Consider the following 26,225-nt stretch of genomic DNA (forward strand, 5'->3'; position numbering starts at 1 on the left):
GGTGTCGGGAGATTGCTGCCAATCTCGCTATCTTTTCCGGGGGTTATCCGGCCTCGTTTATGGGTTTGTTCGCTGCACAAAAAAGGACCGGTGAGATGTGGTGATACCGGTCCTTGCAGTGGCGGCGCATTGTGCATTTGCAGGGCCCCCTTGACAAGTAAAAAAGGGGGGCGAAACTGCATTTTTTTGCACAGGTTAGCGATTGCTTTCCTGCTGGTCAGTCCAGCACGGCCTCCAGCGATTTTTCAAGGAATCGCAACCCTTCGTCAATCACTGCCGCAGGGGCGGTCAGGGGGGCGAGAAAACGGATGACATTTGCGCGCACCCCGCATGAGAGCAGGATCAGACCGCGCTTGCCCGCCTCGGCCACCAGGCGCTTGGTGAGATCGGGATCCGGCTGGTCGGCATTGCGCTGTTTCACCAGCTCCATGGCCACCATGGCACCGGGGCCGCGAATTTGACCTATGCAGTCAAAACGCTCGGCTATGCGTTGCAGCCCCGCCTTGATCTGCTCACCTTGCGCCTGGGCCTTCTGGTTGAGCTGCTCCTCTTCGATCACCTGCAACACCGCCAGCGCGGCGGCGCAGGCAATGGGGGAACCGGCATAGGTGCCACCCAGGCCCCCCGGCTTGGCGGCGTTCATGATCTCTGCCTTGCCGACTACTGCAGAGAGCGGGAAGCCCCCCGCTAGACTCTTGGCCAAGGTCATGATGTCCGGCTCGATGCCGGCATACTCGGTGGCGAAGGTCTTGCCGGTGCGGCAGAAGCCGCTCTGGATCTCGTCACAGATGAGCAGAATGCCGTGCTGATCGCAGATGCTGCGCAGCTTTTGCATAAAGCTCGGGGAGGCGGGATAGAAGCCCCCTTCTCCCTGTACCGGCTCGATGATGATGGCGGCAACGCGGGAGGGTTCGATGTCGGCGCTGAAGCAGAGATCGAGGGCGTACAGGGCATCCTCTTCACTTACCCCCAGATAGTCGGCGGGGAAGGGGATGTGGTAGACCTCACCCGGGAAGGGGCCAAAGCCGGTCTTGTAGGGGACCACCTTGCCGGTGAGCGCCATCCCCATCATGGTGCGGCCGTGAAAGCCCCCCTTGAAAGCGATGGTGCCGCTGCGACCGGTATGGGCGCGGGCGATCTTGATGGCGTTCTCGACTGCCTCGGCACCGGTGGAGAGAAACAGGGTGCGTTTCGGGGTCGGGCCGGGCACCAGGGCGTTGAGCTTTTCGGCAAGCTCGATATAGCCCGGGTAAGGGGTGACCTGAAAGCAGGTGTGGCTGAATTTTTCCAGCTGCTCGCGCACCGCCGCCACCACCTTCGGGTGGTTGTGGCCGGTGTTGAGCACGGCGATGCCGGAGGCAAAGTCGATGTAGCGGTTGCCCTCCACATCCCACAGCTCGGCATTTTGCGCACGGTCGATAAAGACCGGCAGCAGGGTGCCGACGCCGTTGACCACGGCCGCTTCACGGCGTGCTTGCCACGCCTTGTTTGATTCTGACTGACTCATCTTTCCTCCCTGAGGGGCCGCAGCCCCTGATATTCCCTGAAAATGTGGTGGGCGATCTGGCGCCCATTACCGCCGAACAGCCCATCGGGCCAGATCGGCGGCCTGTCGTCTCTGTTTTACTGCCCTAGCGAATGGCGCCAAAGCAGAGATATTTGGTCTCCAGATACTCCTCCAGCCCCTCGGCGGCCCCTTCCCGGCCCAGACCTGACTCCTTGATGCCGCCGAAGGGAGCCAGCTCAGTTGAAATGATCCCCTCGTTGATGCCGACCATGCCGTATTCAAGCTGCTCGGCGACGCGCCAGACACGGGCGATATCGCGGCCATAGAAGTAGGCGGCGAGCCCATAAGGGGTATCGTTAGCCAGCGCGATGGCTTCAGCTTCCGTCTCGAAGCGCACCAGCGGGGCGACCGGGCCGAAGATCTCCTCCTGCAGGATGGGGTTGGTTTTATCCACCTTGCCCAAAATGGTGGGTTGGTAGAAGAGGGGGCCGGCGGGGTGGGCTTCGCCCCCCAGCAGCACTTCGGCACCGGCGGCGACTGATTGCTGCACCAACTCGGCCACCTTGCTGGCGGCAGCCGGGTTGATAAGCGGGCCGATCTGGGTGCCTTCCGCCATGCCATCTCCCACCTTGAAGGCTCTGACGGCAGCGGTCAGCTTCTCGGCGAAGGCGTCATAGATACTGGCCTGCACCAGAATGCGGTTGGCGCAGACGCAGGTTTGCCCGGCGTTGCGGTATTTGGAGGCGAGTGCCCCGGCCACGGCGGCGTCGAGGTCGGCGTCGTCAAAGACGATAAAGGGGGCGTTACCGCCCAGCTCCAGCGACAGCTTCTTCATGGTGTCGGCGCACTGGCGCATCAGCAGCTTGCCGATGCGGGTGGAGCCGGTGAAGGAGAGCTTGCGCACCACCGGATTGCTGCACAGCTCGTTGCCCACAGCGCTCGCCTGATGGCTGGTGACGATATTGATGACACCGGCGGGGATGCCCGCCTGCTCGGCCAACACCGCCAGCGCCAGCGCGCAGAGCGGCGTTTCTGCGGCGGGTTTGATGACGATGGTGCAACCCGCTGCCAGCGCAGGGCCCGCCTTGCGGGTGATCATGGCAATGGGGAAGTTCCACGGAGTGATGGCGGCGACTACCCCGACCGGCTGCTTGATGGTGGCCAGCCGGCGATCGCCGCTAAAACCCGGGATGGTGCGGCCATAGGCGCGCTTGCCCTCCTCGGCGAACCACTGGATAAAGCTGGCGCCATAGGCCACCTCGCCCTTGGCTTCTGCCAGCGGCTTGCCCTGCTCGCAGGTCATGATGCGCGCCAGCTCGTCGCTATGGGTTGTGATGGCGGCAAACCAGGCGTAGAGCTTGTTGCTGCGCTCCTTGGCGGTCAGCGCAGCCCAGGCGGGTTGCGCCGCGTGGGCGGCCGCGATGGCGCGGCGGGTATCCTCGGCATCCATGTCGGGCACCTGGGTAATGACGGCCCCGCTGGCAGGATTGGTCACCTCGAAGGTGCGGCCGCTGGCGGCCTCGCACCAGTGACCAGCTATATAGGCACGGGATTTGATCAAGCTTTGATTGGAACTGGTAGCGGACATGGCAAGCCTCGATGATGAAACCTGGCAGCAAGGTGGCGATGATGCGGCTCATCCTGTACTGCTGCCGTATAAAATAATAAGCACAGAGAGACCATAAATTGAGCGCAAATGTTTTTCAAGTGTTAAATATATTTGAATTGTTGGTGTGTCGCATGCTAGAAATTGGGCTGTGTAGCGCAGTTTAACCAGATGAACAGGGTGTCGCATGATAAGTGGTGTGCAAAATAATGAACGCTAGGCTGTGTAAGATAGCAAACAGTGATGCCATGGCTGGTCCGCTATTTTAACCAGTGGCAACAGGGAGGTGGCCAATGTACCAACGTGACAAGGGAATCGATGGCGGAGGCCTGCCATGAGCGGCGCGCCAACCCAGAGCAGCAGTACCCGCTCCGGTCAGGGGGCTGCACGGCAGGCGAGCATGGGGGAGCGGCTGGCAGCGGTGCGTCATCAACTGGGGCTCTCCCAGCGGAGGGCGGCCGAGCTGAGCGGCCTGACCCACGGTGCTATCTGCATGATCGAGCAGGATAAGGTGAGCCCCTCGGTCGCCTCGCTGCAAAAGCTGCTCACCGTATATGGCTTGCCACTGTCACGCTTTTTTGCCGAAGAGGAGCTGAGTCGCCCGCCGCAGGTGGTAATCAAGGGTGATCAGTTGATCGAGCTGGGCAGTCAGGGGGTCTCGATGAAGCTGGTGCACAACGGCAACAACCGCCGCCAGCTCGGCTTTATGCTGGAGACCTACCCCCCGGGCACCGACACCGGTGGTCAGGTGACCCACCAAGGAGAAGAGGTGGGCACTGTGCTGGAGGGTTCGGTGATCCTGACCGTGGCAGGAGAGAGTTATCAGCTGGAGGCGGGTGACAGCTATGTGATCGACACTGGCGAACCCCACAGCTTCAGCAATCCGTCGGGGGAGACCTGTCGCATCGTCAGTGCCCATACCCCGGCCAGTTTTTAATCTTGGAATAGGGTTTGCCAACCAAACCGGTAAGGAAACAGGATCATGACCGAACATGTAAACAGTTACTACGCAGCCAGCGCCAATAAACACGCGCCCTACCCGACACTGACCGAGCAGCTGGAGTGCGATGTCTGCGTCATCGGGGCGGGGTATACCGGCCTCTCCAGTGCCCTGCATCTGGTGGAGAAGGGCTACAAGGTGGTGGTACTGGAGGCAGCCCGGGTCGGTTTTGGCGCCAGCGGCCGCAACGGCGGCCAAATAGTCAACTCCTACAGCCGCGACATTGACACCATAGAAGCGAACTGCCCGCCGGATCAGGCCAGGCTGCTCGGTTCCATGCTGTTTGAGGGGGGGCAGATCATCCGCGAGCGGATCAAACGCTACAACATCCAGTGCGATCTGCAGGAGGGGGGCGTCTTTGCCGCCGAGACCGAAAAACAGTTCCACGAGCTCAAGGCGCAGCAGGCGCGCTGGCAGAAGTGGGGCAACGACAAGCTGGAGCTGCTCGATGCCAGAGGCGTGCGCGAAGTGGTGGCGAGCGATCGCTACGTCGGCGCCCTGCTCGACAAGAGCGGCGGCCATATTCACCCCCTCAATCTGGCTCTCGGCGAGGCTGAAGCGATCCGCATGCAGGGTGGGCAGATCTTCGAGCAGTCAGCCGTTACCAGCATCACCCCGGGCCAGCCTGCTCTGGTCAAGACCGCCAAAGGAGCGGTGAAGGCGCGCTACATAGTGGTGGCCGGTAACGCCTACCTCGGCAATCTGGTGCCCGAGCTCGCTGGCAAGAGCATGCCCTGTGGCACCCAGGTGATCGCCACCGAGGTGCTGGGGGAGGAGCGGGCCCGCGAGCTGCTGCCGCAGAATTACTGCCTGGAGGATTGCAACTACCTGCTCGACTACTACCGCACCAGCGCCGATCACCGGCTGATCTATGGCGGTGGCGTGGTCTATGGCGCACGGGATCCGGCAGATATCGAGCGGCTGATCATCCCCAAGATGCTCAAGACCTTCCCCCAGCTTAAAGACGTCAAGGTGGAGTACACCTGGACAGGCAATTTCCTGCTCACCCTGTCGAGGCTGCCACAGTTTGGTCGCATCGGCCCCAACATTTACTACATGCAGGGCTACAGCGGCCACGGTGTCACCTGTACCCATCTGGCGGGCAAGCTGCTCTCCGAGGTGCTGAGCGGTCAGGCGGAGCGCTTCGATGCCTTTGCCAAGCTGCCGCACTACCCCTTCCCGGGCGGTCGCCTGTTCCGCATTCCCTTCACCGCCGCGGGCGCCGCCTGGTACACCTTGCGCGATCGGCTGGGGGTATAAGGGCTGCCCGGCGAGAAATATGGTCTGGTGCTGGCGACGATGCGAGCGCAGATGCCAGCACAAATGCCGAAAAACAGAAGGCCACCGCGAGGGTGGCCTTCTGTTTTACCCGAAGCGGGTTGCCGCGATTAGCTGTAATAGGCTTCGACGGTGCCCTTGAGTTTGATCAGGATGGGTTGACCACGGCGATCCAGCGCCTTGGGGGAGGGGATCTTCACCCAGCCTTCACTGATGCAGTACTCCTCGACATCGGTGCGCTCTTTGCCGTTCAGGCGAATACCGATCGGGTGCTCGAAGCAGGCTGCCACATAGTGAGGGCTGCGGGGATTGCAGGAGAGGTGATCCGGCAGAGCCGGTTTGGTGCTGGTATCGCTCATCGATATAACCCGAAATGAATAAAAAGTGGGTCATTGTAGAGAATGCCGCCATGGCATTCAAGGCGGCCACAATACCGGCCAAGGCGGGCGGCCATTTATGTTGGTGACTTGCTTATCCCCGTTGCCAATCCATCCCCAGCTCGGGGCGACCGCTATGCCCGATCCGGATTGCGTTATCGGGCATAGCGTCTATTACAGGCTGACTTCTATTTGCGGGTCAGCTTGTCGAGGTAGCCCATGGCGAAGGCCGAGAGGACAAAGGTGATGTGGATCAGCAGGTACCACTTGATCTTGTCGTTGGGGAGGTTTTCGGCATTCATAAACACCTTGAGCAGGTGAATGGAGGAGATGGCGACAATGGAGGCGGCGACCTTGTTTTTCAGGGAGCCGGCATCGAGCTTGCCGAGCCACACCAGTTTGTCGCTCTCATCCCCTACATCGAGGCGCGAGACGAAGTTCTCATAGCCGGAAAACATCACCATCACGATAAGTCCCCCCACCAGGGTGATATCGATCAGCGACAGTGTGACCAGCACCAGATCCACCTCTTTCATCTCCAGTATGTTGGGCAGGATATGGAGGATCTCCTGAAAGAATTTCACCCCCAGTGCCAGCAGTATGAGGCTGAGCCCAAGATAGATGGGGGCCATGATCCAGCGGGATGCGTACATCAATCTTTCAAACATGTTTTCCATAGTGCGATTAAAGATCCATCAAATGGTTAACAAACGAGTCGGCCATAGCTTAACCGAGATGCCTCACATCTCAAGCATCTCGATAGCATATTGCTGAATTGGGTGGTGCCAGGCAGGATTTTTTAACCCCGGGGAGGGCGATGGAGCGGTTGGCAGGGCTCGTGGCCTTGCCCATCCGGTGTCAGGGAAGATCCAGGGTAAAGCGGGCACCGCCGAGGGGAGATTCATCGACCCGGATCTGGCCGCCGTAGCTGTGAACGATCTCGGTCACGACAGCCAGACCGATGCCCTGGCCGGGCGAGCTGTCAGCGCGCACGCCACGCTGAAAGATCTGCTCCGATTTGGCCGGATCGATGCCCGGGCCATCATCTTCTACCTCGATGCGTAACCGATCGAGATGGCGGCGTACCGTCACCTTCACTTCGCTGATGGCAAATTTGCAGGCGTTGTCGAGCAGGTTGCCCATCAGTTCCATCAGATCGCCCTGTTCGCCGTGGAAGAGGGCATCATCATCGAACTGGAAGTGGGTCTGCAGCTTCTTGTGGCGATAGACCTTGGCCAGACTGGCCAGCAGCTTCTCGATGAGCGGTACCGGCTCGGTGCCCTTGCTGGCGAGGCGCTGGCGACCGGTGACGGCTCGTCTGAGTTGGTACTGGATCATCTGATCCATGGTGAGGATCTGTTCATTGATGTTGTCGTGGATCTCCCTCCCCAGCTTCATTTCGCGGGTGGTGATCTGGATCAGCGCCAGCCGTGTTTTCAGGCTGTGAGCGAGATCGTTGAGGGCATGCTGGTAGCGCTGGGTCTGCTGGCGTTCGTTCTCCAGCAACTGGTTGATGGAGTCGGTCAGCGGGGCCAACTCCCGTTCAAAATCATGGGCGATAGCATCCCGCTTGCCTGCCCGGATATCGTCGAGCTGATTGGCGATAGTGCGCAGGGAGCGGAGGCTCCAGAAGGTGGTGAGCAGCAGCAGCCCGGCAAGCAGCAGATAGGCGAGCAACGCCTGTTTGGCCGTCTGGTAGAGGTAGGCGCGGGACTCTTCGTGATAGCGTTTGGCCGAGTCAATCATCACCACGTAGTAGGCTGTGGTGCCGCTGCCGGGATTGCGGGTAAAACGCAGGCTGTAGACAAAGTAGCTCTCGCCGTTCTTGATGGTGTGCTTCTTGAAGAAGTAGTCGAGATCCATTCCCCCCAGATACTTCATCAGGTCCCGACAGATGGTCTGTTTGGCCTTGATCACCTCCGGCATATGGAGGCTCGACCAAATCAGCTCGCCATCGGCACGACAGATCAGCGTATCGAGATTGCTGTTACTGACCTGGCGGGAAATGCGCCCGATCTCGGTGGCTTCGCTGTTGACTGGCTTGGTAGAGGAGAACATCTTGGCCAGGTTCTCCTGCATGCCGGCGCTCGCCTTCTGGCTCTGCTCCTCCATGTGGCCGAGGTAGAGAGCATAGACGGCGAACCCCATGCTCAGTGCGATGACCAGCAGCGAACTGAGCAGCAGTTTGATGTGCAGAGAGCTGCGGAGCATCCTGATGGGACGTGGCAGATGAAACTGCATCAGCTACAGGAGAGGTTGAAGATGTAGCCCTGACGACGGATGGTCGAGATGGGTTGAATCGTCCCTTCCGGATCCAGCTTTTTGCGCAGGCGGCTCACCATCACCTCTATGGTGTTGGGATCCCCCTCTCCATCGCCGTAGAGCTGGTCGAGTAACTGCTGCTTGGAGACCACCTGACGGGCGTTGCGCATCAGGTACTCCAGAATCAGGTATTCAAAGCTGGTGAGCACTGCCACTTCACCATCGATGGTCAGCTCCTTGCGGGAGAGATCCAGCTCGTAATCACCGGCCTTCACTCTGGGGGAGATAAAGCCGGCGCTGCGGCGCATCAAGGCATTGAGGCGGGCCAGCAACTCATCTTTCTGGAACGGTTTGACCAGATAGTCATCAGCCCCCGCCTCCAGTCCTTCGACCTTGTCCTGCCAGTTGCCACGGGCGGTCAGCACAATGATGGGGAAGGGGATCTGCCGTTCGCGCAGTTGGCGGATCAACTGCAAGCCATCCATATCGGGCAGACCGAGATCGATGATCGCCACATCAATGGGGTAGTCGGCGGCATAGTGCAACGCAATTCCGGCCTGATCGGTGCTGTATACCTGATTGTTGGCTTCGGTCAGCAGAGAGGAGAGGTGGTGATTGAGCAGCTTGTCGTCTTCGACCAACAGAATTTTCATGATGTGAACGGTCATAGGGGTCCAGACTGTCAATTAGAAAGTGTATGTCGCTTTGAGTCAATTCGAATCCTATCGTGCAGCTCCTGTATCGGGACTGAATCATAAGGCGTTCTGCTTGTAGAGACCTGTCAGAGGCCTGAGCAGTGGGCCGCTTCAGAGACACCGGTCTTGTCGCGTTCAAAAAACAGAAGGGGCAATGTGTGCCCCTTCTGTTTTTGTTCTGCTGCTTGTTAGCTGCGGCGTGGCGGCAGCATATTGGTGAGGGTGTTGTCTTTGAGAATATGGTGGTGATAGAGGGCCGCCACCGTGTGCAGGCCGATCAGGGCGTAACCGATATTACCCAGCGTCTCGTGCACCTCCTTGATCAGCCCTTTGAGCTCTGGACTTGGGGAGAGCAGGGCAGGCAGCTCAAGCCCGAAGAAGGGGATGGGCTTGCCCGCGGCGCTCAGCAGCAGCCAGCCAAACAGCGGGGTCAGAATAAGAAAACCGTAGAGGGCGAGGTGGGCCAGTTTTGCCAGCTTGTGCATGAGCGGGGAGAGCTCGGGCACGATACGGGGCGTCGGGCTCATCCAGCGCAGGGCCAGTCTGACAAACACCAGGGCGAAGATAAGCAGCCCCAGCATAAAGTGCCACTCCTTCATCAGATCCCGGCCAGGGTCCCCTTTGGGGAAGATATCGCGAAATTCGATCAGGGCGTAGACGGCGATCATGGCCCACAGGGTCAGCCAGTGCAGCCCGATATTCAGGGTGCCATAACGTTGTTCACTGTTCATCAGCATAGGTTTGTTCCTTCGAAGTGCTGTCACATCCGTGTGGCATCCCCGCACTCAAACGTGTCGGGGCGAGGCCTGATCCTTCGGCGGCAACAGGCTGGCTGCCATGCTTGCCATCAACCGGCAGCCTGCGGCTGGCCTCAGTCAGAGAGGAGATGCCCTCTGCTATCTGCATGGTATCACTGGCAACCGGGTGGATAGTCTGATCAATGCCACACAATTTACAGGCTCATTAAGCCCCTTGTGACGTGAAGAAGGCGTGAAATAGCATCAGTGATGTCGGCCCGCCCAGGTTCAGGCGGGCTCGATGGCCAGCACCACGCAATCCGGCTCGCTGATGCGAAAACGGACGTTGCAGTCAAACAGCCGCACCCCGTACTCCTTCTCATCGGGCTTGCCCTTCTTGTAGGCGGGGCGCGGATCTTGCGCCAGCACTTCGCTTACCAGCTGGCGCAGCTCGGGATGGGCCTTGAGCCAGGTTTGCAACTGCTGCTCGGCCTCGGCACTGAAGCTCACCGCCAGCGGCGGGGTGGGGGCGTCGGGGGCAAAACCACCACGGGCATCCGGCAGGCTGTCGGCATAGGGAATATAAGGCTTGATATCGACGATGGGGGTGCCATCGAGCAGATCCACCGCCCCCAGCTCCAGCCACAGTTTGCCCCGCTCACGGCCGATCCCGTGCAGCTCGACCACCGAGAGACCTAGCGGATTGGGGCGGAAGGTGGAGCGAGTGGCAAAGACGCCGACCCGTTCGTTGCCGCCAAGGCGTGGCGGGCGCACCGTCGGGTGCCAGCCCTGCGCCATGGTCTGGTGAAAGACGAAGCTGAGCCACAGATGGGAGAACTGCTCGATGCCGCGCAGCACATCCGGCTGATCGTAAGGGGGGTGCAGCTCGAGGCGTGCGCGGGCCGATTTGACCAGTCCGGGCTGGCGGGGGATGGCGAACTTCTCCTTGTAGGGAGAGCGGATGATCCCGAGGGTGTCGATTTCGAACTTCATGGCGGATCCTGACTGAAAACCCCGGCAATTTAGCACAAGCGGCCCCAAAACGCAGGTTCGGCCTCACTACGCCCTTTTCTGCGGCGCTGCCGTGATCCCTGTCCCATCCCGGCCAGTCGGGGGCTGTGCCCGCGCGCCAAGTTGCGTAGGGTGGAGGCAACTGGCGTTTCAGGATGAAATGTGCGCACTCGCGCCGAAGGGGGAGGGAGAGGGATGAAACTGCTGATTATCGGTGGCACCGGCTTTTTGGGGCGCCACCTCACCGCGCTGGCGCTGGATTGGGGCCATGAAGTGACCCTGTTCAACCGCGGTCTGCACCAGCATCCGGACTGGCGCGATCTGGTGCAGCTCACCGGCGACAGGGACAAGAGCCTGAGCGCCCTGCAAGGGGCAGGGTTGCAGTGGGATCTCGTCATCGACACCTGCTGCTATCGCCCCGAACAGGCGGCGAGCCTCTCGGCAGCTTTGCTCGGGCGCTGCGCGCGGTTGATCTTTATCTCCACCATCAGCGTCTATCGCGATTTCTCAATGCCCGGGATGAATGAGTCGGCGCCGCTGCATGCTATCCCCGAAGGGGAAATGCCCACTGACTATGGCCCCCTCAAGGTGTTGTGCGAGCAGGAGTATCGCGCCCGCTGGGGTGAGCGGCTTTGCATCCTGCGCCCAGGCGTGTTGTGCGGCCCCCATGATCCTACCGGGCGCATGGCCTGGTGGATTAAGCGGGTGCAGCAGGGCGGGCCCTGGTTGCTGCCGGGCAGTGGCGAGGATCGCTTGCAGTATCTCGATGTGCGCGATTGCGCCGAGTTTGTGTTGCGCGCGGCCGAGCAGCAGTTGGGGGGCACATTCAACTTGCTCAAATCCGGTATTACCCTGAGTGACTGGCTGGAGCGGCTGAGCGCCCGGTTGCAGCCCGCCCGCCCCATCCAGCCCGAATGGTTGCCCTGGTCGGTCCTGATGGCAGCCGGAATCGAGCCCTGGCAGAGCTATCCCACCCTCTTGCCCTGCGCGCAGGCGGAGTTTGCCGGTTACGGCTCTATAAGCGCCGAGGCGGCCATCGTCCACGGGTTGAATTTCCGGCCGCTGGAGGAGACCGCCGCCGACCTTGCCCACTGGCTGGCCATCGAACCTGCCGCCGGGGTGGCGGAACATGCCATGACTCAGGCCGAGGAGACTTCGCTGCGGCAGCAGTTGCTGGAGCCCAGTCTGCAATAGGAGAGGTGCATCGAGCCGCTGCTGCCGAGCGTGGCGCGGCAGGTGTGAATACAACGAGAGAGGGTATCCCGCGGGATGCCCTCTCTCTATCCATGCCTGATTGTTGCCGAATAAAGGCTGACGCGATCCTCCATCCCATCGCTGTCGCTCACCGAGTTAGCGAATGGCGGCCCCCGCGGCTACCAGCAGCTCTTTCAAAATGGCGCGATGGCAGTGGGACTCCTGCTCGCAGTAGCAACCCACCGACAGATTGGTGGTGTGGGAGAGGGCGGCCAGCAGCGCCAGATCGTGCCTGGCGGCAGGTTGCGCCATCTCGGCCTTGTACTGTTTGCCAAACGCCGCCCATTGGGCGGGTGTCTCGGCTGCCTGCCCCAGCTTCATGGTCTCGCTGCTGGGTGCCAGGTTGGGAAACCAGACATCGTACCAATGCTGGCTGGCAAATTCGCTCTTGGGTACGCCGCGGGGTGGGCGGCGCACCGTGCCGATCCGCAGCCCCTCATCGGGCTGGCGCGGGCTGCCAAGGCGAACGATAGCGAGGGCCATGACAGCGAGTTATTTCTCTTCGGCCACTTTCAGCGCCTGCCCGTAGCAGATCACCTGTTTCAGGCAGCCCGGGGTGTCGCTGAACTCGGCGCATTTGTCAATGGTGACGCCGTTGCCACCCATGTCGGCTGCGCGGCGGCGGGCCAGGGTGCGCGCTTCACCGGCGTTGGGCACCGGCTGGTTGGCATCGGCCTGGCAGGATTCACCCTCGATGGTGCCGAGGTAGAGGTAGTTGAGGTCAGCCAGCTCATCCTGTTCATAGATGCGCACGCTACCGGGTTTGAAGTATTCGTCGAAGTTCTCTTTATCCAGATTGCTGTTGAAGGCGTAGTTGGCACAGCCGGAGGCAATCAGGGGCATCATCAGGATCAGGCGTTTCATCGTCTCGTATCTTGTGTCGGTGATGAGGACAGTAGAAATGCGCAGGCGCTCCATGTCGGCATCTTGTTGAATAATGAGTGGGACATTATAGGGGCCAGCCGCCTGCGGCGACCAGCCCCGTTTTGCGCCCGGTTGTCAGGGTGTGACCCCCATCAGCCTGATATCAAACCGGAGCCAGCCGCTGATAGAGGCTGCGGTAGTAATCATCCGCCAGCAGCTCGTTGTGAGGGGCGCAGAGGCGGATCTGCCCCTCTTCCATCAGGGCAATCCGGTCCATCTGCTCCATCCCCAGCAAGCGGTGGGAGATGAGCAGCAAGGTGCGATCTGCCCCAAGCTTGAACAGCAGATCCATGATCTCCCGCTCGGTCTGGCTATCGAGCCCTTCGGTCGGTTCGTCCAGCAGCCAGAGCGGCGCATCGTGCAGCAGGGCGCGGGCGATGCCGATACGGCGACGCTCGCCACCGGAGAGGGGGCGGCCGCCGTCACCGAGCCAGGCGTCGAGGCCCGCCTCATCTTCCAGCAGATTGGCCAGTCCGACCTGAGTCAGTACCGCAATCAGCTGCTCGTCAGTGGCGGTCGGGGCGGCCAGTTTGAGGTTGCCCCGCAAGGTATCGGCAAACAGATGCACCCGCTGGCTCACCACTGAGATGGAGGCGCGCAGCGCCCCTTCGCTGTAATCGGTGAGCGGCTTGCCACCCAGCAGGATCTTGCCAGCCTGCGGGCTCCACTCACGGGTCAGCAGCCCCATCAGGGTCGATTTGCCGCAGCCGGTCTGGCCCAGCAGCGCCAGCTTCTCACCGGCGTGCAGTTGCAGGGTGCAGCCGCGCAGCACCGGCTGAGGGTTGCCGGGGTAGCCAAAATAGAGGTCATTGATCTGCAGGGCGCCAGCGGTGGCATGGGTCTGTTCGTCGCCCCACACAGGGGCTTTTGCTTCTTGCAGGATCTCGTTCAAACGGCGTGCCGAGGTGAGGCTGGTGGAGAGGTGCTGGAAAGCCCCCGCCAGCGGCATCAGTGCCTCGAAGCTTGCCAGGGTGGCAAAGACCATCAGTGCTGTGATGGGGTCGGGCGCAGCGCCCGCCACCCCATGACCGGCCAGCCAGAGCATCAAGGTCAGGGTCCAGCCGCTCAGCAGTTGTACCGAGAAGTTGGCCAGCCCGCTCACCTTGGCCATCCGGGCCTGGGCGTTGAGCAGCGCCTGTTCGGCCTGTTGCAGCTCAACCAGCGCCTTGGGGGCGGCGGCAAACATCTGCAGCTCGGCCTGACCATCCAGATAGTCCACCATCCGGGTGCGCAGGGTCGATTTTTCGGCAATCAGCGCCTGACCGGGGCGACGGCCGAGGAAGTAGAACACCAGCGGCAGGGCGATCATGCCAAACAGCAGAATGGCACCCAGGGTGAGGGCGAGGCGACTGTCAAAAAACGACAGGAAGAAGACCAGTCCGGCGGTGCTGAGCAGGGCCGCGCCTATGGGGGTGATCAGCCGCAGATAGACGTGGTCCATCGCATCGATGTCGGCTACCAGTCGGTTGAGCAGGTCCGCCTGACGGAAACCGGCCAGGGTACCGGTGGAGAGCGGCGAGAGTTTTTGCCAGAACCAGACCCGCAACCGGGTCAGAACCCGGAAGGTGGCGTCGTGGCTCACTACCCGCTCACCCCAGCGACCGGCTGTGCGGACGATGGAGAAGAAGCGCACTCCGCCCGCGGGGGTCATGTAGTTAAAGGCATGGGTCGTCGCAACGGTCATCCCCGCCACGGCAGCGGCGGAGAGGAACCAGCCGGAGAGGGAGAGCAGCCCCATGCCGGCGGCCAGGGTCACCAGCGCCAGCAGCAAACCAATGGTGAGGCTGAGCCAGTGTTGGCGATAGAGGCGCAGAAACGGCAACAGATCACTCATCGAGAGAACCTCCGGAACGTTGGGAGAGCAGGCGGGCAAAAAGCCCCTGCCCAGAACTAAGTTGCTGGAAGCTGCCTTGCTCCACCAGCTGGCCGCGGGCCAGCACCATTATCTTGTCCATCTTAGTAAGTTGGTCGAGGCGGTGGGTGATCATCAGCAGGGTCTGGCCAGCCATCGCTTGCTCAAGGGTGCTCATGATGGCGCGTTCGGAGTGGCGATCCAGACTGGCGGTCGGCTCATCGAGCACCATCAGCTGGGTTGATTTGAGCAGGGTTCGCGTCAAGGCGAGGCGCTGAGCCTGACCGACCGAGAGGCCGCCTGCCTGATCGCCGACCGGATAGTCGAGACCCTTCTCCATGGCAAATTCCCACGCCTGCGCCCGTTTCAGGGCATCTTCCAGCTCTGCATCGCTGGCCGTTGGCTTGGCCAGCAGCAGGTTGTCGCGCAAGGAGGCGTGGAACAGCTGCGGGTTTTGCGAGAGCCAGCCCAGTTGCAGGCGCCACTGGCTCATGTCGAGGGTGGCAAGCTCCTGCCCGTTGACCTTGAGCTCACCGCGATAGGGGGCAAAGCCGAGCAGGGCATTGACCAGCGAGCTCTTGCCTGCGCCGCTGACGCCGATGAGGGCGGTACGTGAACCGGCTTCCAGGGTGAAGTCGATGGGGCCGACCAGCACCTTGCCCTCGGCGCTCAGCACTTCAAGGCCTTTTGCTTCTACCTTGACCGGGCTGTCGGCATGGAACGGCGCCGTGCCTGCGGCCGGTTCGCTCACCTCGGCTTCGAGGAATTCAAGCAGCTGTTCGGCGGCGCCGATAGCCTGCGCTTTGGCGTGGTAGTGGGCACCCAGTTCCCGCAGCGGGGCGTAGAACTCTGGGGCGAGAAACAGCACGAACAGACCGGTAAAGAGGGTGACCTTGACCCCATAGCTACCAAAGTTCAGATGGTCGATATAAGAGAAGCCGAAGTAGACGGCGACCAGCGCGACTGAAATGGCGGCGAAGAACTCCAGCACGGCGGTGCTCAAAAATGCCAGGCGCAGCACCTCCATGGTACGCTCGCGAAAATCTTCCGAGGCGTCGCGAATGGCGTCACCTTCTGCCTGGGTACGCATAAAGAGTTGCAGCGTGCGCAGCCCCTTCAGGCGATCGAGGAAGTGGCCGGAAAGACGAGCCAGCGCCTGAAAGTTGCGGCGGTTGGCATCGGCGGCGCCCACACCCACCAGGATCATAAAGATGGGGATGAGGGGCGCCGTGCCCAGCAGGATCAGACCCGCAGCCCAGTTGACTGGGAACACGGCCACCAGAATGACTACCGGAATAAAGACGGCGATGGCCATCTGCGGCAGATAGCGGGAGAAGAAATCCTGCATGTTTTCAATCTGTTCCAGCAGCAGGCTGGCCCAGCTACCGGCCGGACGGCGCTGGATATAGGCAGGGCCGAGGCGACTTAAGCGCGTGAGCACCAGCTGGCGGATGGTCTGGCGCACCGCGCTGCCCGCCTTGAAACTGGCCACTTCGCGGCCATAGGCCAGAGCTGCCTTGCCAAGCGTCACCAGCAGCAGGGTAATAAAGAGTGTGATGGATTGCTCAGGCGTGGAGCCTTCGATGATAAAGCCGTGCAACAGGGTCGCCAGCAGCCAGGCTTGCGCCACTATCAGAATGCCCTGGCCAAGGCCAAAAGCGATGGATATCGTGATCCAGCGGCGACCGTGACTCGATTGCTTGCGCAACCAGCCATAGAGACGTTTTTGCGTTTTTTTATCCATTACCACCATCCTCGCGTCGAGTGGCGCAAGACTATCCTTGCCGTTTGGCCTTGGCAACCTTGTAAATTATCTGTGTTGAAAATGTTTGATTGAAAAAGCAACCGTCTGTTCAATCCTTGTCCGAACAGATTGATTTATTGAAAAAAGTGGCAAAGGCGCCATTGCGCTCGGCGGCAAAATGCATATAGTAGGAGCCCTGACGCGGGTGTAGTTCAATGGTAGAACGGTAGCTTCCCAAGCTGCATACGTGGGTTCGATTCCCATCACCCGCTCCAAATTTCAGATGCCAGGCGGGCATCGTATAATGGCTATTACCTCAGCCTTCCAAGCTGATGATGCGGGTTCGATTCCCGCTGCCCGCTCCAGCTTCAAAACAAAAAGCCCACTCCTGCGAGTGGGCTTTTTGTTTTTCATCTGTCTTGTGCGCCGTTCGACGTCACGCTCACCGTTTCTCAGCTTTTAAGGCAAATCGCAGAGACAGAAAAGGCGCCCGAGGCGCCTTTTCAGATCAACAGCGTAGCGGGAGCTTATTCCTGCTCCAGCTCACCACAGAAACGGTAGCCTTCGCCGTGGATGGTGGCGATGATCTCCGGAGTATCGTTAACGCTTTCGAAGTGCTTGCGAATGCGACGGATGGTCACATCGACGGTACGGTCGTGGGGCTTGAGCTCGCGGCCGGTCATCTTCTTCAGCAGCTCGGCACGGGTCTGGATCTGGCCCGGGTTTTCGCAGAAGTGCAGCATGGCGCGGAATTCGGAGCGCGGCAGCTTGAACATGTCACCAGTGGGGCTGACCAGTGCGCGGCTGTTGATATCCAGCGCCCAGCCGTTGAACAGGTAGCGCTCAACCAGTTTCTTCTCTTCGCCACCGGCAGCCACGTTCATGGTGCGGCTCAGCAGGTTGCGGGCACGGATGGTCAGTTCGCGCGGGTTGAACGGCTTGGTGATGTAATCATCGGCGCCGATCTCCAGACCCAGGATCTTGTCAACCTCGTTGTCACGACCGGTCAGGAACATCAGGGCGATGTTGTCGTTCTCACGCAGCTCACGGGCCAGCAGCAGGCCGTTCTTGCCCGGCAGGTTGATGTCCATGATCACCAGATTGATGGTGTGGGAAGTGAGGGCCTGGTGCATTTCGTCGCCGTTGTTGGCTTCGAGCACGATGTAGCCTTCGGCTTCAAAAATGCTTTTCAGGGTATTGCGTGTGACCAGCTCGTCTTCGACGATCAGAATGTGTGGTGTTTGCATGAGTATTCCCAGATTCTTATCAGTTAATTATCTTAAATTTAACACTCTTTGGCGTTTCAAACCGATTTCCTGACTGATCCTGAAAATTTATTACGTCATCCTGGGTATGAGAGTCAGGTCGGAATATCGCGAATTAGGCATCAGTACCGGCAAGTATCCCTGTGCCACTTATAGGTTCCCGACAAGTCTGGTCGAGCAGAGCCTGGAAAGGTCGTCCATTACGAAAGTGGCCGCATTTTATCAGTTAACAGGAGCATAACAACACTCTTTGCCGTCAGATAGCAACTTTTTAACTCTGATTTGATATAGGTCAAACCCTGGGACAGCTGCATCATACTTGGCCTGAACCGGGTTTTCGCCCCTACAAAATGTAATGGAATGTAACATGTGATTGACATGAATTTGTGGGAAAACTACAAGAAAATCTGCTTTATCGCGCCATTTGAGCCACCAGAGTGGTCTGCTTTTGCCATCATCACAGCCTGGAATCCGGCCAGCCAGTGGGTCACAGAACGACGCAATATGCGGCGGGAACGGGCGATGTGGCGCCATCTGACCGTGGATTTGCAGGTGCCCGTGGTGGGGCCATTTTGGGGATCTGACCCGGACGAACGCTGGCAGGAGTCATCGCTGGCGGTGGCGCTATCTCTGCCACAAGCCCGTCAGCTGGCTGCCCGTTTTGGCCAGAATGCTCTCTACTGGGTGGAGGATGGCCAGCTCTGGCTGGTGCCGGTATTGACGGATAAATCAGCAGTTTGTCTGGGCAATATTGAATCCTTCTGGATTGCCAGAAACCTTGCCTGATGAAAGAATGAACACCTTCATGTATCTGAAAGGAATCAAATCATGCTGGATCTCCTGCCCGACCTCTGCGATCAACATGGCGACTTGCTGCAAGTGGCCGACCCGGTGTTTCAGGATTTTGGCGGCAAGGCCATCTTCTATGGTCGCGCCGTAACGCTCTCCTGTTATGAAGACAACAGTCTGGTGCGGGATCTGGTGACCCGCCCCGGTCACGGCAAGGTGATGGTGATCGACGGCGGCGGCTCGCTGCGCCGTGCGCTGCTGGGCGATCAACTGGCGGTCAAGGCGGTGGAGCAGGGGTGGGAGGGTATCCTGATCCACGGCGCGGCGCGGGATGTGGGCACTCTGGCGACACTGGCGCTCGGGGTCAAGGCGCTGGCGGCCTGTCCGGTCAAGACCGAGAAGCGAGGATTGGGAGAGCTGGGGGCCGTGGTCAGCTTTGCCGGGGTGACCATCCACGAAGGGGATTATGTCTATGCGGATCGCAACGGCGTGGTGGTGAGCGCCACGCCGCTGTTGTGATCATCAGAAATTGAAGCCGACCCCCAGACTCAGTGCCTGATCGGCAGTGATGGCGCTGACGCCGTAGTTGGCGGTGAGGGAGAGTCTGGGGGTCAGCAGCAGGCTGGAGTTGAGCTCCAGCAGGGTGCTGGCCTTGTTGAGATCGAGATGCTTGATCTGGCTGCCGATATTGAATGCCGGAGAGAGCTGGTAGCGTACCCCCGAACTCATATTGAAACCGGATGTGCGATTCTGATCCGCCACCGCCGGGCCCGCTTCCATAAAGAGGGTAACATCATCCACCACCGGATATTGATAGCCGCTATTGACCAGCCAGAGATCAAAACTGTCGCTGTGATGGCTATGGCCATTGAGCAGCACACCCGAGTAACTTTTGACATAGAGAGACGGGTTGGATTGCGGCTGAACCACTGCCCAGTCAGCGGCCTGTGCGGCCATGCTGGCGCAGGTTGCAAGCAGTGTGATGATGAGTGATTTGACCATTCGTTTCCCCTCCCTGGGTCCGGAACTGAGCCTAAGCATGGCACATGCCAGCTGGTAGTAAAGTGAAGCGTGATCACAATAAAATCCTTTGGCATGGGCGCCAGCCATGATAAACAGGCTGCCGTATTGATGGCTCTAATCATTAAGAGGTGAATCCATGAACAAGAAACTGACTCTGCTGGCCGCGCTGGCACTGGGAGGCTGCGCAATGGCAACAGGTTCCAGCATGGCTCAACTGCAAGCATCCAGCTGGCAGCTGCAAGGCGCCACCGGCAATACCTTCACCCTGCAAGTGGTCGACGGCAAGGTGGCGGGCAAGGGTGGCTGCAACCGCTATTTTGGCGGTATCACCAAGCAGGGTGACGGAGTCTTGACGCTGGGCGCCATGGGCTCCACTCGCATGATGTGCATCGGCGATGCCATGAACAAAGAGACCGAGTTCCTGCAAAAGCTGGAGAAGGTGGCAACCTACTCCATCAACGGCAACCAGCTGACTCTGAGCGATGCCAACAAGGCGGCCCTGCTCACCTTTAACGCAGTGCCTGCTGCCAAATAAGGCACGCGTTCGTCTGATTGCCCCGACAGCGCTGACTGTGCTGGCGGGTCAAACGCTCTGATACGCCCTCCCTCTGGAGGGCGTCTGTTTATCTGCGACGAGCCCTGTGTGCTCGTCCGCAACGGTTGTTCACTCGTCGATTCCCCTTTTTGCTCGGTTTGATGTCAGAACCTCGTATCTTCGCTTCGGTACGTATCTTGATCATTTCAATGATTCTTGTATAGTTGAAATGAAAGGTCACACCAAGGGGAGTGAAGATGAACAAAGAGATGGCCTCCAAGGTCTTTGAATCGCTGGCATCCGGCATCCGGCTCGATGTATGGCGGCTGCTGGTGAAGGCCGGGCTGGAGGGGCGGGTCGCCGGTGAACTGGCCAGCGAGCTCGATATTGCCCCCAATACCCTCTCGTTTCACCTCAAGGCGATGCTCAACACCGGTCTGCTGTCGGTGGAGCAGGAGGGGCGCTTTCTGCGCTACCGCGCCAATATTCCCCTGATGCTGGATGTGATCGCCTACCTCACCGAGGAGTGCTGTGCCGGTCATCCCGAGGCGTGCGGCGTGATGCGTGCCGAGTCAGCCTGCTCCCCCCATGTTCTGCCTGCGCAGCCCTGCTGCAACAAGGAGTAATGCCATGTCCTCCATTCAGATTTTTGATCCCGCCCTCTGCTGCTCCAGCGGTGTCTGCGGTACCGAGGTTGATCAGGCACTGGTCACCTTCGCAGCCGACCTTGCCTGGGCCAAGGAGCAGGGAGTAGCCATCGAGCGTTTCAATCTGGCCCAGCAGCCGATGCAATTTGCCGAGACACCTGCCGTCAGCGCTTTTCTGACCCACGCCGGGGAGGAGGGGTTGCCGCTGGTGCTGGTGGAGGGGCAGGTGGTGTTGACCGGTCGTTATCCGAGCCGCAGTGAGCTGGCCCGTTATGCCGGGCTGCCTGCGCCGCAAGCGGCCATCAAGGGGATCGTCAAGGGCGGCTGCTGCTCCGGCAGCGGTTGCTGCTGAGTCGTGACGCACCATTCGGGAGAGGCTATGTACCATTTTCTGACCAATCCACCGCCGTTTCTCTTTTTCACCGGCAAGGGCGGGGTGGGCAAGACCTCGCTGGCCTGCGCCAGTGCGGTGGCTCTCTGTGATATTGGCAAGCGGGTGCTGCTGGTGAGCACAGATCCTGCCTCCAACGTGGGGCAGGTGTTTGCCACCGAGATCGGCAATCGCGTCACCACCATCGCCGCTGTGCCCGGTTTGTCGGCGCTGGAGATAGATCCCCCCGCGGCGGCCAAAGCTTATCGGGAGCGGATTGTCGGGCCGGTGCGCGGCAAGTTGCCCGAGAGCGTGGTGCGCAGCATCGAGGAGCAGCTCTCCGGCGCCTGCACCACCGAGATCGCCGCTTTTGACGAATTCACCGCGTTGCTGACCGACCAAACTCTGCTGGCCGAGTATGACCACATCGTCTTTGATACGGCCCCAACCGGCCACACCATCCGGCTGCTGCAACTGCCGGGCGCCTGGAGCGAATTTCTGGAGCAGGGCAAGGGGGATGCCTCCTGCCTAGGCCCGCTGGCGGGGCTGGAGAAACAGCGCAGCCAGTATGCAGAGGCGGTCGCCGCCCTGGCTGATGCTGCCCGCACTCGTCTGGTGCTGGTGGCGCGCGCCCAGCAATCCACCCTGCGGGAAGTGGCCCGCACCCATGAGGAGCTGGCGGCCATCGGCCTGGCAAACCAGCAGTTGGTGATCAATGGCCTCTTCCCCGAAGGCGCCATTGCCGGAGATCCGCTGGCAATGGCGCTCTGGCAGCGTGAGCAACAGGCTCTTGTACAGATGCCGCAGGGGATAAAGGGGCTGGCGCAGGATCATATCCCGCTGCTGGCCACCAATCTGGTGGGGGTCGACAGTTTGCGGCTGTTGCTGCAATCAGAGGGAACAACCGCCCAATCTCCGACAGTACAGTCTACAGCCAAGCAAGCCCAGCCCGAGTTGAGTTCGCTGGTGGACGAGCTGGCCGCCGACGGTCACGGCCTCATCATGCTGATGGGAAAGGGCGGGGTGGGCAAGACTACGCTTGCGGCCGCCGTGGCGGTGGAGCTGGCGAGCCGCGGCTTGCCTGTGCACCTCACCACCTCGGATCCCGCCGCGCACCTGAGCGAGACGCTGGCAGGTAGCTTGTCCCATCTTGAGGTGAGTCGCATCGACCCCCACGCCGAGACCGAGCGTTACCGCGCCCAGGTGCTGGCCAGCAAGGGAGCGGCCCTGGACGAGCAGGGGCGGGCACTGCTGGAGGAGGACTTGCGCTCCCCCTGCACCGAGGAGATCGCCGTGTTTCAGGCCTTTTCCCGCATCATTCGCGAGGCGGGCAAGCGCTTTGTGGTGATGGATACCGCCCCCACCGGCCACACCCTGCTGCTGCTTGACGCCACCGGCGCCTACCACAGGGAGATCGCTCGCCAGATGGGAAACAAGGGGCTGCACTTCACCACCCCCATGATGCAGTTGCAGGACCCCAAGCAGACCAAGGTGTTGATTGTGACGCTGCCCGAGCCGACGCCGGTACAGGAGGCGGCCAATCTGCAGGCCGATCTGCGCCGGGCTGGTATCGAGCCCTGGGGCTGGCTCATCAACCACAGCTTGCAGCAAGCCGCGGTCAGCTCACCGCTGCTGCAACTGCGGGCCGAGCGCCAGTTGCCCCATATCGAGGCGGTCGAGCAGCAACATGCCAGCCGCTACGCCGTGGTGCCGCTGCTCGCCGAGGAGCCGGTGGGGCCCGATGCCCTGCGCCGTCTCTGCCAGCACCATTGAGTCGCCGCCCCGGTCTGCTGCCGGGGCGGCTTGAATATGCCGTTACTTGTTATAAACCTGTGTTTTGAACCAATAGAAGATGCGGGATTGCGCCGCATCGGGAGCTGTGATGTCTGCAACATGTGATGCCAAGGCCGTGCCTGCCATCGGCTTTTTTGAACGTTATCTGACCGCCTGGGTCGCCCTCTGCATTCTGGTGGGGATTGGTCTCGGGCAGGGGTTGCCGGATCTCTTCAAGGCGATCGGCGCCATGGAGGTGGCCAAGGTCAACCTGCCGGTGGGGCTGCTGATCTGGGTGATGATCATCCCCATGCTGCTCAAGATCGATTTTGGCGCCCTGCATCAGGTGAAGGGGCACATGAAGGGCATTGGGGTCACCCTCTTTATCAACTGGCTGGTCAAGCCCTTCTCCATGGCCTTCCTCGGTTGGCTCTTTATCCGCGTGCTGTTTGCCGACTGGCTGCCGGCTGATCAGCTCGACAGTTACGTAGCGGGCCTGATCCTGCTGGCGGCGGCCCCCTGCACCGCCATGGTGTTTGTCTGGAGTCGCCTCACCAACGGCGATCCCTACTTCACCCTGTCGCAGGTGGCGGTGAACGACCTCATCATGGTGTTTGCCTTCGCACCGCTGGTGGCGCTGCTGCTCGGGGTCTCCAGCATCATAGTGCCCTGGGATACCCTGCTTACCTCTGTGGTGCTCTATATCGTCATTCCGGTCATCATCGCCCAGCTGCTGCGCAAGGCCTTGCTGAAAAAGGGAGAGGCCCATTTTGACGGCGTCATGACCCGCATCCAGCCCTGGTCGGTGGCGGCCCTGCTGCTCACTCTGGTGCTGCTGTTTGCCTTTCAGGGCAACGCCATCATCGAGCAGCCGCTGGTTATCGCCCTGTTGGCGGTGCCCATTCTGATCCAGGTGCTGTTCAACTCCGGGCTGGCTTACTGGCTCAACCGCAAGGTGGGGGAGAAGCACTCGGTTGCCTGTCCTTCCGCCCTGATCGGTGCCTCCAACTTCTTCGAGCTGGCGGTGGCCGCCGCCATCAGCCTGTTCGGCTTTCACTCCGGCGCGGCGCTCGCCACCGTGGTCGGGGTACTGATCGAGGTGCCGGTCATGCTGCTGGTGGTGCGGGTGGTTAACGCCAGCAAACCCTGGTACGAAGCGGGGCTGAGCCGTTAACTGATGGCCGCTAACAGCTGGCCGCGAACTAGATGCTATCCATTTTCTATTCACTTGATTAATGAGAGACACGCAAATGAGTGCAATCACCATCTATCACAACCCGGAATGTGGTACCTCCCGTAACACCCTGGAGCTGATCCGCAACAGCGGCGTCGAGCCCACTGTCATCCACTATCTGGAGACGCCCCCCTCCCGTGACCAGCTGGTGGCGCTGATCGCCGCCATGGACATGCCGGTGCGCGATCTGCTGCGCAAGAACGTTCCACCCTACGAGGCGCTCGGTCTGGCGGAAGATCGTTTCAGCGATGATGAACTGATCGATGCCATGCTGGCTCACCCCATCCTCATCAACCGCCCCATCGTCGTTACGCCGCTTGGCACCAAACTGTGCCGTCCGTCGGAAGTGGTGCTCGATATATTGCCCGATCAGCAAAAAGGGGCCTTCGCCAAGGAGGATGGCGAGCAGGTGGTGGATGCGAGCGGCAAGCGCCTCAAGTAATCATCTGAGTACTCAAGTACGGATTGAAACAGGGCCAGCGTCACGCTGGCCCTGTTTCGTTGTGTGAACAAGTTGAAAAAGTTATTCCGGCCAATCGTTTTACCGCTTTTTCTGCGACGATGATCACTGTACCATCGCCGCCCGACCTGCCACCCGGCCGCATCTCCCCCTGCGACGGCGCTGGCGTCACCCGATACATGCTGTCACCCGGAACGTGAATGACCCCAGGATGGGACCCGCCACTAACCTGTAGGTTTGTGGTCTGCGTGTCGCGTGGGTCGGCACCTCTCCCGCCGGATCTCCCGCGACGCCTGTCTGCAGACTTGCCATATGAAACTCCTCTCTTCATAGGTGCAAGATGACACTGTTATTGAGTCTGGTCGGTATGCTGGCCCTGATGTTTATCGCCTGGCTGGCGAGTGAAAACCGCCGAGCCATCCGCTGGCGAACCGTGCTGGGTGCGCTCACCCTGCAAACCGGTTTTGCTGCCCTGGTGCTCTATTTCCCCCCCGGACAAATCATGCTCGGTGCCATGAGCAACGGCGTCTCCGCCCTGCTCGGCTTTGCCGACAGCGGCATCCGTTTTGTGTTTGGCGATCTCGCCAGCAACGGCTTTATCTTCGCCGTGCGGGTGCTGCCGCTGGTGATCTTTATCAGCGCGCTGATCGCCGTGCTCTACCACTTCGGCATCATGCAGTGGGTGATCCGTGTATTGGGTGGCGCCGTGCACCGCCTGCTCGGCACCAGCCGCGCCGAGTCGCTGGTGGCCACCGGCAATATCTTCCTGTCGCAAGGGGAGTCGCCGCTGCTTATTCGTCCCTTCCTCGCCGGTATGACCCGCTCCGAGCTCTTTGCGGTGATGACCTGTGGCATGGCCTCGGTGGCGGGCTCGGTGCTGGGCGGTTACGCCGGTCTGGGTGTGGATCTTAAATACCTCATTGCCGCCTCCTTTATGGCGGCGCCCGGTGGCCTGCTGATGGCCAAACTGCTGGTGCCGGAGCAGCAGCAGGTGAGCGATCAGACCGAGATCACCCTCGACAAGAGCGACTACAGCAACGCCATCGACGCGCTGGCGGGCGGCGCCATGGGCGGCATGAAGATCGCCGTGGCCATCGGCACCATCCTGCTCGCCTTTGTCAGCGTCATCACCATGATCAACGCCGGTCTCACCACCGTAGGCGAGTGGTTCGGCTGGGCCGATCTCTCCCTGCAGCAGCTGCTGGGCTATCTGTTTGCTCCGGTGGCCTGGCTGATTGGCGTGCCCACCAGCGAGATGATGGCGGCAGGCTCCCTGATTGGTCAGAAGGTGATCATGAACGAGTTCGTTGCCTATCTGGACTTTGCCAATATCAAGGCAGATCTGAGCGCCCACACCCAGATCATCATCACTTTCGCCCTCTGTGGTTTCGCCAATCTGGGCTCTATTGCTGTGCAGCTCGGCTCCATCGGCACCATGGCACCGGAGCGCCGCCACGATGTGGCCAATATGGGCTTCAAGGCGGTACTGGCGGCGACCCTCGCCAACCTGATGAGTGCCACCCTGGCCGGGATCTTTGTCTCGCTGGCCTGATAGCGTGAGGCAATAGCCGGCTAGCCGGCGGCTCAAACAAAAGACCCCCTCTTACCGCTGGGCAATAGGGGGTCTTTTTATTGGTTTCGCCGGTTGGGCAACTGCGCTGCCTGCCTTTGAAAATGGTAGTAGCACTGCTTAACGCCATTTCGGCGCAGTGCCAGATAATCCGGTTCGGCGATGAGATCTGCTCCAGCATGGGACTACGCCAAACCGGGTTACTGCGTATGCCTTTATCACCTTTTTGGCGGGGGACGTGGGCCTCGTTGCGTTTCGCGTAACGGGGCGGCAGCCGCTGCTACAGCGTGTCACCGTGCAGAATGAATAGTT

Annotated in this window: 26 protein-coding genes and 2 tRNA genes; 14 read left to right on the forward strand and 14 right to left on the reverse strand. The window is 60.5% G+C overall.

Features of this window, described 5'->3' with window-relative positions; all coding sequences use genetic code 11:
- Window positions 1-217: 217 nt before the first annotated feature.
- Both gabT and I6L44_RS02330 read right to left on the reverse strand, forming a co-directional pair.
- A complete protein-coding gene (gene gabT, locus I6L44_RS02325; protein ID WP_216953176.1) occupies window positions 218-1,507 on the reverse strand; it encodes a 4-aminobutyrate--2-oxoglutarate transaminase in 1,290 nt (429 codons plus the stop codon).
- 124 nt (window positions 1,508-1,631) lie between these two features.
- The gene (locus tag I6L44_RS02330) at window positions 1,632-3,095 is read right to left on the reverse strand and encodes an NAD-dependent succinate-semialdehyde dehydrogenase (RefSeq protein ID WP_216953177.1); all 1,464 of its coding nucleotides are present in this window, start codon (window positions 3,093-3,095) and stop codon (window positions 1,632-1,634) included.
- A 352-nt stretch (window positions 3,096-3,447) separates the two neighbouring features.
- Here I6L44_RS02330 and puuR point away from each other — a divergent pair, with 352 nt between their 5' ends.
- Window positions 3,448-4,050: an HTH-type transcriptional regulator PuuR gene (gene puuR, locus I6L44_RS02335; protein WP_216953178.1), complete on the forward strand. Its 603-nt coding sequence runs from the start codon at window positions 3,448-3,450 to the stop codon at window positions 4,048-4,050.
- A gap of 45 nt (window positions 4,051-4,095) precedes the next feature.
- Window positions 4,096-5,373 (forward strand): FAD-binding oxidoreductase, encoded by a 1,278-nt coding sequence (locus tag I6L44_RS02340; RefSeq protein ID WP_216953179.1) that lies wholly within the window; start codon window positions 4,096-4,098, stop codon window positions 5,371-5,373.
- A 128-nt stretch (window positions 5,374-5,501) separates the two neighbouring features.
- Here the strand turns inward: I6L44_RS02340 and I6L44_RS02345 are convergent, their stop codons facing one another.
- The 6 genes from I6L44_RS02345 to tsaA all read right to left on the reverse strand — a co-directional run bounded on the left by I6L44_RS02345 (window position 5,502) and on the right by tsaA (window position 10,455).
- Complete coding sequence (locus I6L44_RS02345; RefSeq protein WP_005347440.1) at window positions 5,502-5,750, reverse strand: DUF3297 family protein; 249 nt, start codon at window positions 5,748-5,750, stop codon at window positions 5,502-5,504.
- A gap of 206 nt (window positions 5,751-5,956) precedes the next feature.
- Complete coding sequence (locus tag I6L44_RS02350) at window positions 5,957-6,445, reverse strand: TIGR00645 family protein (protein ID WP_040065876.1); 489 nt, start codon at window positions 6,443-6,445, stop codon at window positions 5,957-5,959.
- Window positions 6,446-6,626: 181 nt separating this feature from the next.
- Window positions 6,627-8,009, reverse strand: coding sequence for an ATP-binding protein (locus I6L44_RS02355; protein ID WP_216953180.1), 1,383 nt, complete (start codon window positions 8,007-8,009; stop codon window positions 6,627-6,629).
- Window positions 8,009-8,683, reverse strand: coding sequence for a response regulator (locus I6L44_RS02360; RefSeq protein WP_216953181.1), 675 nt, complete (start codon window positions 8,681-8,683; stop codon window positions 8,009-8,011). Before I6L44_RS02360 ends, I6L44_RS02355 begins: the two co-directional genes overlap by 1 nt.
- Window positions 8,684-8,913: 230 nt before the next feature.
- A complete protein-coding gene (locus tag I6L44_RS02365; protein ID WP_216953182.1) occupies window positions 8,914-9,462 on the reverse strand; it encodes a cytochrome b in 549 nt (182 codons plus the stop codon).
- Between the two features lie 288 nt (window positions 9,463-9,750).
- Complete coding sequence (tsaA, locus tag I6L44_RS02370) at window positions 9,751-10,455, reverse strand: tRNA (N6-threonylcarbamoyladenosine(37)-N6)-methyltransferase TrmO (RefSeq protein ID WP_216953183.1); 705 nt, start codon at window positions 10,453-10,455, stop codon at window positions 9,751-9,753.
- 213 nt (window positions 10,456-10,668) lie between these two features.
- Between tsaA and I6L44_RS02375 the strand changes: the two genes are divergently transcribed.
- The gene (locus I6L44_RS02375) at window positions 10,669-11,667 is read left to right on the forward strand and encodes an NAD-dependent epimerase/dehydratase family protein (protein WP_216953184.1); all 999 of its coding nucleotides are present in this window, start codon (window positions 10,669-10,671) and stop codon (window positions 11,665-11,667) included.
- Window positions 11,668-11,823: 156 nt separating this feature from the next.
- On the opposite strand, the gene I6L44_RS02380 is transcribed toward I6L44_RS02375, so the two are convergent.
- The 4 genes from I6L44_RS02380 to cydD form a co-directional block, all read right to left on the reverse strand.
- The gene (locus tag I6L44_RS02380) at window positions 11,824-12,210 is read right to left on the reverse strand and encodes a DUF488 domain-containing protein (RefSeq protein ID WP_216953185.1); all 387 of its coding nucleotides are present in this window, start codon (window positions 12,208-12,210) and stop codon (window positions 11,824-11,826) included.
- 9 nt (window positions 12,211-12,219) lie between these two features.
- Window positions 12,220-12,591, reverse strand: a complete 372-nt coding sequence (rcsF, locus tag I6L44_RS02385) for an Rcs stress response system protein RcsF (RefSeq protein WP_013723982.1) — start codon at window positions 12,589-12,591, stop codon at window positions 12,220-12,222.
- A 163-nt stretch (window positions 12,592-12,754) separates the two neighbouring features.
- Entirely contained in the window at window positions 12,755-14,485 is a 1,731-nt protein-coding gene (cydC, locus tag I6L44_RS02390) for a cysteine/glutathione ABC transporter ATP-binding protein/permease CydC (RefSeq protein WP_216953186.1), read from the reverse strand.
- Complete coding sequence (gene cydD, locus I6L44_RS02395; RefSeq protein WP_216953187.1) at window positions 14,478-16,247, reverse strand: cysteine/glutathione ABC transporter permease/ATP-binding protein CydD; 1,770 nt, start codon at window positions 16,245-16,247, stop codon at window positions 14,478-14,480. The genes cydC and cydD overlap by 8 nt, the downstream gene beginning before the upstream one ends.
- A gap of 201 nt (window positions 16,248-16,448) precedes the next feature.
- On the opposite strand from cydD, the gene I6L44_RS02400 reads away from it, so the two are divergent.
- Both I6L44_RS02400 and I6L44_RS02405 read left to right on the forward strand, forming a co-directional pair.
- Window positions 16,449-16,522 (forward strand) — tRNA-Gly (locus I6L44_RS02400).
- A gap of 15 nt (window positions 16,523-16,537) precedes the next feature.
- Window positions 16,538-16,612: transfer RNA gene (locus I6L44_RS02405), tRNA-Gly, on the forward strand.
- A gap of 162 nt (window positions 16,613-16,774) precedes the next feature.
- Here I6L44_RS02405 and arcA read toward each other — a convergent pair.
- Window positions 16,775-17,494 carry a two-component system response regulator ArcA gene (gene arcA / locus I6L44_RS02410; RefSeq protein ID WP_005338193.1) on the reverse strand — a complete coding sequence of 240 codons (720 nt, stop codon included), beginning with the start codon at window positions 17,492-17,494 and terminating at the stop codon, window positions 16,775-16,777.
- A 396-nt stretch (window positions 17,495-17,890) separates the two neighbouring features.
- Between arcA and I6L44_RS02415 the strand changes: the two genes are divergently transcribed.
- The gene (locus I6L44_RS02415; RefSeq protein WP_216953188.1) at window positions 17,891-18,298 is read left to right on the forward strand and encodes a DUF3293 domain-containing protein; all 408 of its coding nucleotides are present in this window, start codon (window positions 17,891-17,893) and stop codon (window positions 18,296-18,298) included.
- A gap of 42 nt (window positions 18,299-18,340) precedes the next feature.
- Window positions 18,341-18,820: a putative 4-hydroxy-4-methyl-2-oxoglutarate aldolase gene (locus I6L44_RS02420; protein WP_042054958.1), complete on the forward strand. Its 480-nt coding sequence runs from the start codon at window positions 18,341-18,343 to the stop codon at window positions 18,818-18,820.
- Between the two features lie 3 nt (window positions 18,821-18,823).
- Here I6L44_RS02420 and I6L44_RS02425 read toward each other — a convergent pair whose 3' ends face one another.
- Entirely contained in the window at window positions 18,824-19,303 is a 480-nt protein-coding gene (locus tag I6L44_RS02425; protein ID WP_064338427.1) for a hypothetical protein, read from the reverse strand.
- A gap of 157 nt (window positions 19,304-19,460) precedes the next feature.
- On the opposite strand from I6L44_RS02425, the gene I6L44_RS02430 reads away from it, so the two are divergent.
- From I6L44_RS02430 to I6L44_RS02460, 7 genes are all read left to right on the forward strand, one after another.
- Window positions 19,461-19,859: an META domain-containing protein gene (locus I6L44_RS02430; protein ID WP_216953189.1), complete on the forward strand. Its 399-nt coding sequence runs from the start codon at window positions 19,461-19,463 to the stop codon at window positions 19,857-19,859.
- 257 nt (window positions 19,860-20,116) lie between these two features.
- The gene (locus I6L44_RS02435; protein WP_216953190.1) at window positions 20,117-20,485 is read left to right on the forward strand and encodes a helix-turn-helix transcriptional regulator; all 369 of its coding nucleotides are present in this window, start codon (window positions 20,117-20,119) and stop codon (window positions 20,483-20,485) included.
- Between the two features lie 4 nt (window positions 20,486-20,489).
- Window positions 20,490-20,858: an arsenite efflux transporter metallochaperone ArsD gene (gene arsD, locus I6L44_RS02440; RefSeq protein WP_005347398.1), complete on the forward strand. Its 369-nt coding sequence runs from the start codon at window positions 20,490-20,492 to the stop codon at window positions 20,856-20,858.
- 27 nt (window positions 20,859-20,885) lie between these two features.
- Window positions 20,886-22,649, forward strand: a complete 1,764-nt coding sequence (gene arsA, locus I6L44_RS02445; RefSeq protein WP_216953191.1) for an arsenical pump-driving ATPase — start codon at window positions 20,886-20,888, stop codon at window positions 22,647-22,649.
- A gap of 109 nt (window positions 22,650-22,758) precedes the next feature.
- Complete coding sequence (gene arsB / locus I6L44_RS02450) at window positions 22,759-23,823, forward strand: ACR3 family arsenite efflux transporter (protein ID WP_005338173.1); 1,065 nt, start codon at window positions 22,759-22,761, stop codon at window positions 23,821-23,823.
- Between the two features lie 76 nt (window positions 23,824-23,899).
- The gene (gene arsC, locus I6L44_RS02455; RefSeq protein ID WP_080741219.1) at window positions 23,900-24,325 is read left to right on the forward strand and encodes a glutaredoxin-dependent arsenate reductase; all 426 of its coding nucleotides are present in this window, start codon (window positions 23,900-23,902) and stop codon (window positions 24,323-24,325) included.
- Window positions 24,326-24,683: 358 nt separating this feature from the next.
- The gene (locus I6L44_RS02460; protein ID WP_216953192.1) at window positions 24,684-25,895 is read left to right on the forward strand and encodes a NupC/NupG family nucleoside CNT transporter; all 1,212 of its coding nucleotides are present in this window, start codon (window positions 24,684-24,686) and stop codon (window positions 25,893-25,895) included.
- Window positions 25,896-26,225: the final 330 nt, after the last annotated feature.

The sequence above is a fragment of the Aeromonas sp. FDAARGOS 1414 genome (genome assembly GCF_019047065.1).
Classification (GTDB): Bacteria; Pseudomonadota; Gammaproteobacteria; order Enterobacterales; family Aeromonadaceae; genus Aeromonas; species Aeromonas veronii_A.

Bases quoted from the DNA above. Each gene is read 5' to 3' on its own strand.
- gabT (WP_216953176.1), bottom strand. From the start codon at position 1,507: ATGAGTCAGTCAGAATCAAACAAGGCGTGGCAAGCACGCCGTGAAGCG.
- I6L44_RS02330 (WP_216953177.1), bottom strand. From the start codon at position 3,095: ATGTCCGCTACCAGTTCCAATCAAAGCTTGATCAAATCCCGTGCCTAT.
- puuR (WP_216953178.1), top strand. From the start codon at position 3,448: ATGAGCGGCGCGCCAACCCAGAGCAGCAGTACCCGCTCCGGTCAGGGG.
- I6L44_RS02340 (WP_216953179.1), top strand. From the start codon at position 4,096: ATGACCGAACATGTAAACAGTTACTACGCAGCCAGCGCCAATAAACAC.
- I6L44_RS02345 (WP_005347440.1), bottom strand. From the start codon at position 5,750: ATGAGCGATACCAGCACCAAACCGGCTCTGCCGGATCACCTCTCCTGC.
- I6L44_RS02350 (WP_040065876.1), bottom strand. From the start codon at position 6,445: ATGGAAAACATGTTTGAAAGATTGATGTACGCATCCCGCTGGATCATG.
- I6L44_RS02355 (WP_216953180.1), bottom strand. From the start codon at position 8,009: ATGCAGTTTCATCTGCCACGTCCCATCAGGATGCTCCGCAGCTCTCTG.
- I6L44_RS02360 (WP_216953181.1), bottom strand. From the start codon at position 8,683: ATGAAAATTCTGTTGGTCGAAGACGACAAGCTGCTCAATCACCACCTC.
- I6L44_RS02365 (WP_216953182.1), bottom strand. From the start codon at position 9,462: ATGCTGATGAACAGTGAACAACGTTATGGCACCCTGAATATCGGGCTG.
- tsaA (WP_216953183.1), bottom strand. From the start codon at position 10,455: ATGAAGTTCGAAATCGACACCCTCGGGATCATCCGCTCTCCCTACAAG.
- I6L44_RS02375 (WP_216953184.1), top strand. From the start codon at position 10,669: ATGAAACTGCTGATTATCGGTGGCACCGGCTTTTTGGGGCGCCACCTC.
- I6L44_RS02380 (WP_216953185.1), bottom strand. From the start codon at position 12,210: ATGGCCCTCGCTATCGTTCGCCTTGGCAGCCCGCGCCAGCCCGATGAG.
- rcsF (WP_013723982.1), bottom strand. From the start codon at position 12,591: ATGAAACGCCTGATCCTGATGATGCCCCTGATTGCCTCCGGCTGTGCC.
- cydC (WP_216953186.1), bottom strand. From the start codon at position 14,485: ATGAGTGATCTGTTGCCGTTTCTGCGCCTCTATCGCCAACACTGGCTC.
- cydD (WP_216953187.1), bottom strand. From the start codon at position 16,247: ATGGATAAAAAAACGCAAAAACGTCTCTATGGCTGGTTGCGCAAGCAA.
- arcA (WP_005338193.1), bottom strand. From the start codon at position 17,494: ATGCAAACACCACACATTCTGATCGTCGAAGACGAGCTGGTCACACGC.
- I6L44_RS02415 (WP_216953188.1), top strand. From the start codon at position 17,891: ATGAATTTGTGGGAAAACTACAAGAAAATCTGCTTTATCGCGCCATTT.
- I6L44_RS02420 (WP_042054958.1), top strand. From the start codon at position 18,341: ATGCTGGATCTCCTGCCCGACCTCTGCGATCAACATGGCGACTTGCTG.
- I6L44_RS02425 (WP_064338427.1), bottom strand. From the start codon at position 19,303: ATGGTCAAATCACTCATCATCACACTGCTTGCAACCTGCGCCAGCATG.
- I6L44_RS02430 (WP_216953189.1), top strand. From the start codon at position 19,461: ATGAACAAGAAACTGACTCTGCTGGCCGCGCTGGCACTGGGAGGCTGC.
- I6L44_RS02435 (WP_216953190.1), top strand. From the start codon at position 20,117: ATGAACAAAGAGATGGCCTCCAAGGTCTTTGAATCGCTGGCATCCGGC.
- arsD (WP_005347398.1), top strand. From the start codon at position 20,490: ATGTCCTCCATTCAGATTTTTGATCCCGCCCTCTGCTGCTCCAGCGGT.
- arsA (WP_216953191.1), top strand. From the start codon at position 20,886: ATGTACCATTTTCTGACCAATCCACCGCCGTTTCTCTTTTTCACCGGC.
- arsB (WP_005338173.1), top strand. From the start codon at position 22,759: ATGTCTGCAACATGTGATGCCAAGGCCGTGCCTGCCATCGGCTTTTTT.
- arsC (WP_080741219.1), top strand. From the start codon at position 23,900: ATGAGTGCAATCACCATCTATCACAACCCGGAATGTGGTACCTCCCGT.
- I6L44_RS02460 (WP_216953192.1), top strand. From the start codon at position 24,684: ATGACACTGTTATTGAGTCTGGTCGGTATGCTGGCCCTGATGTTTATC.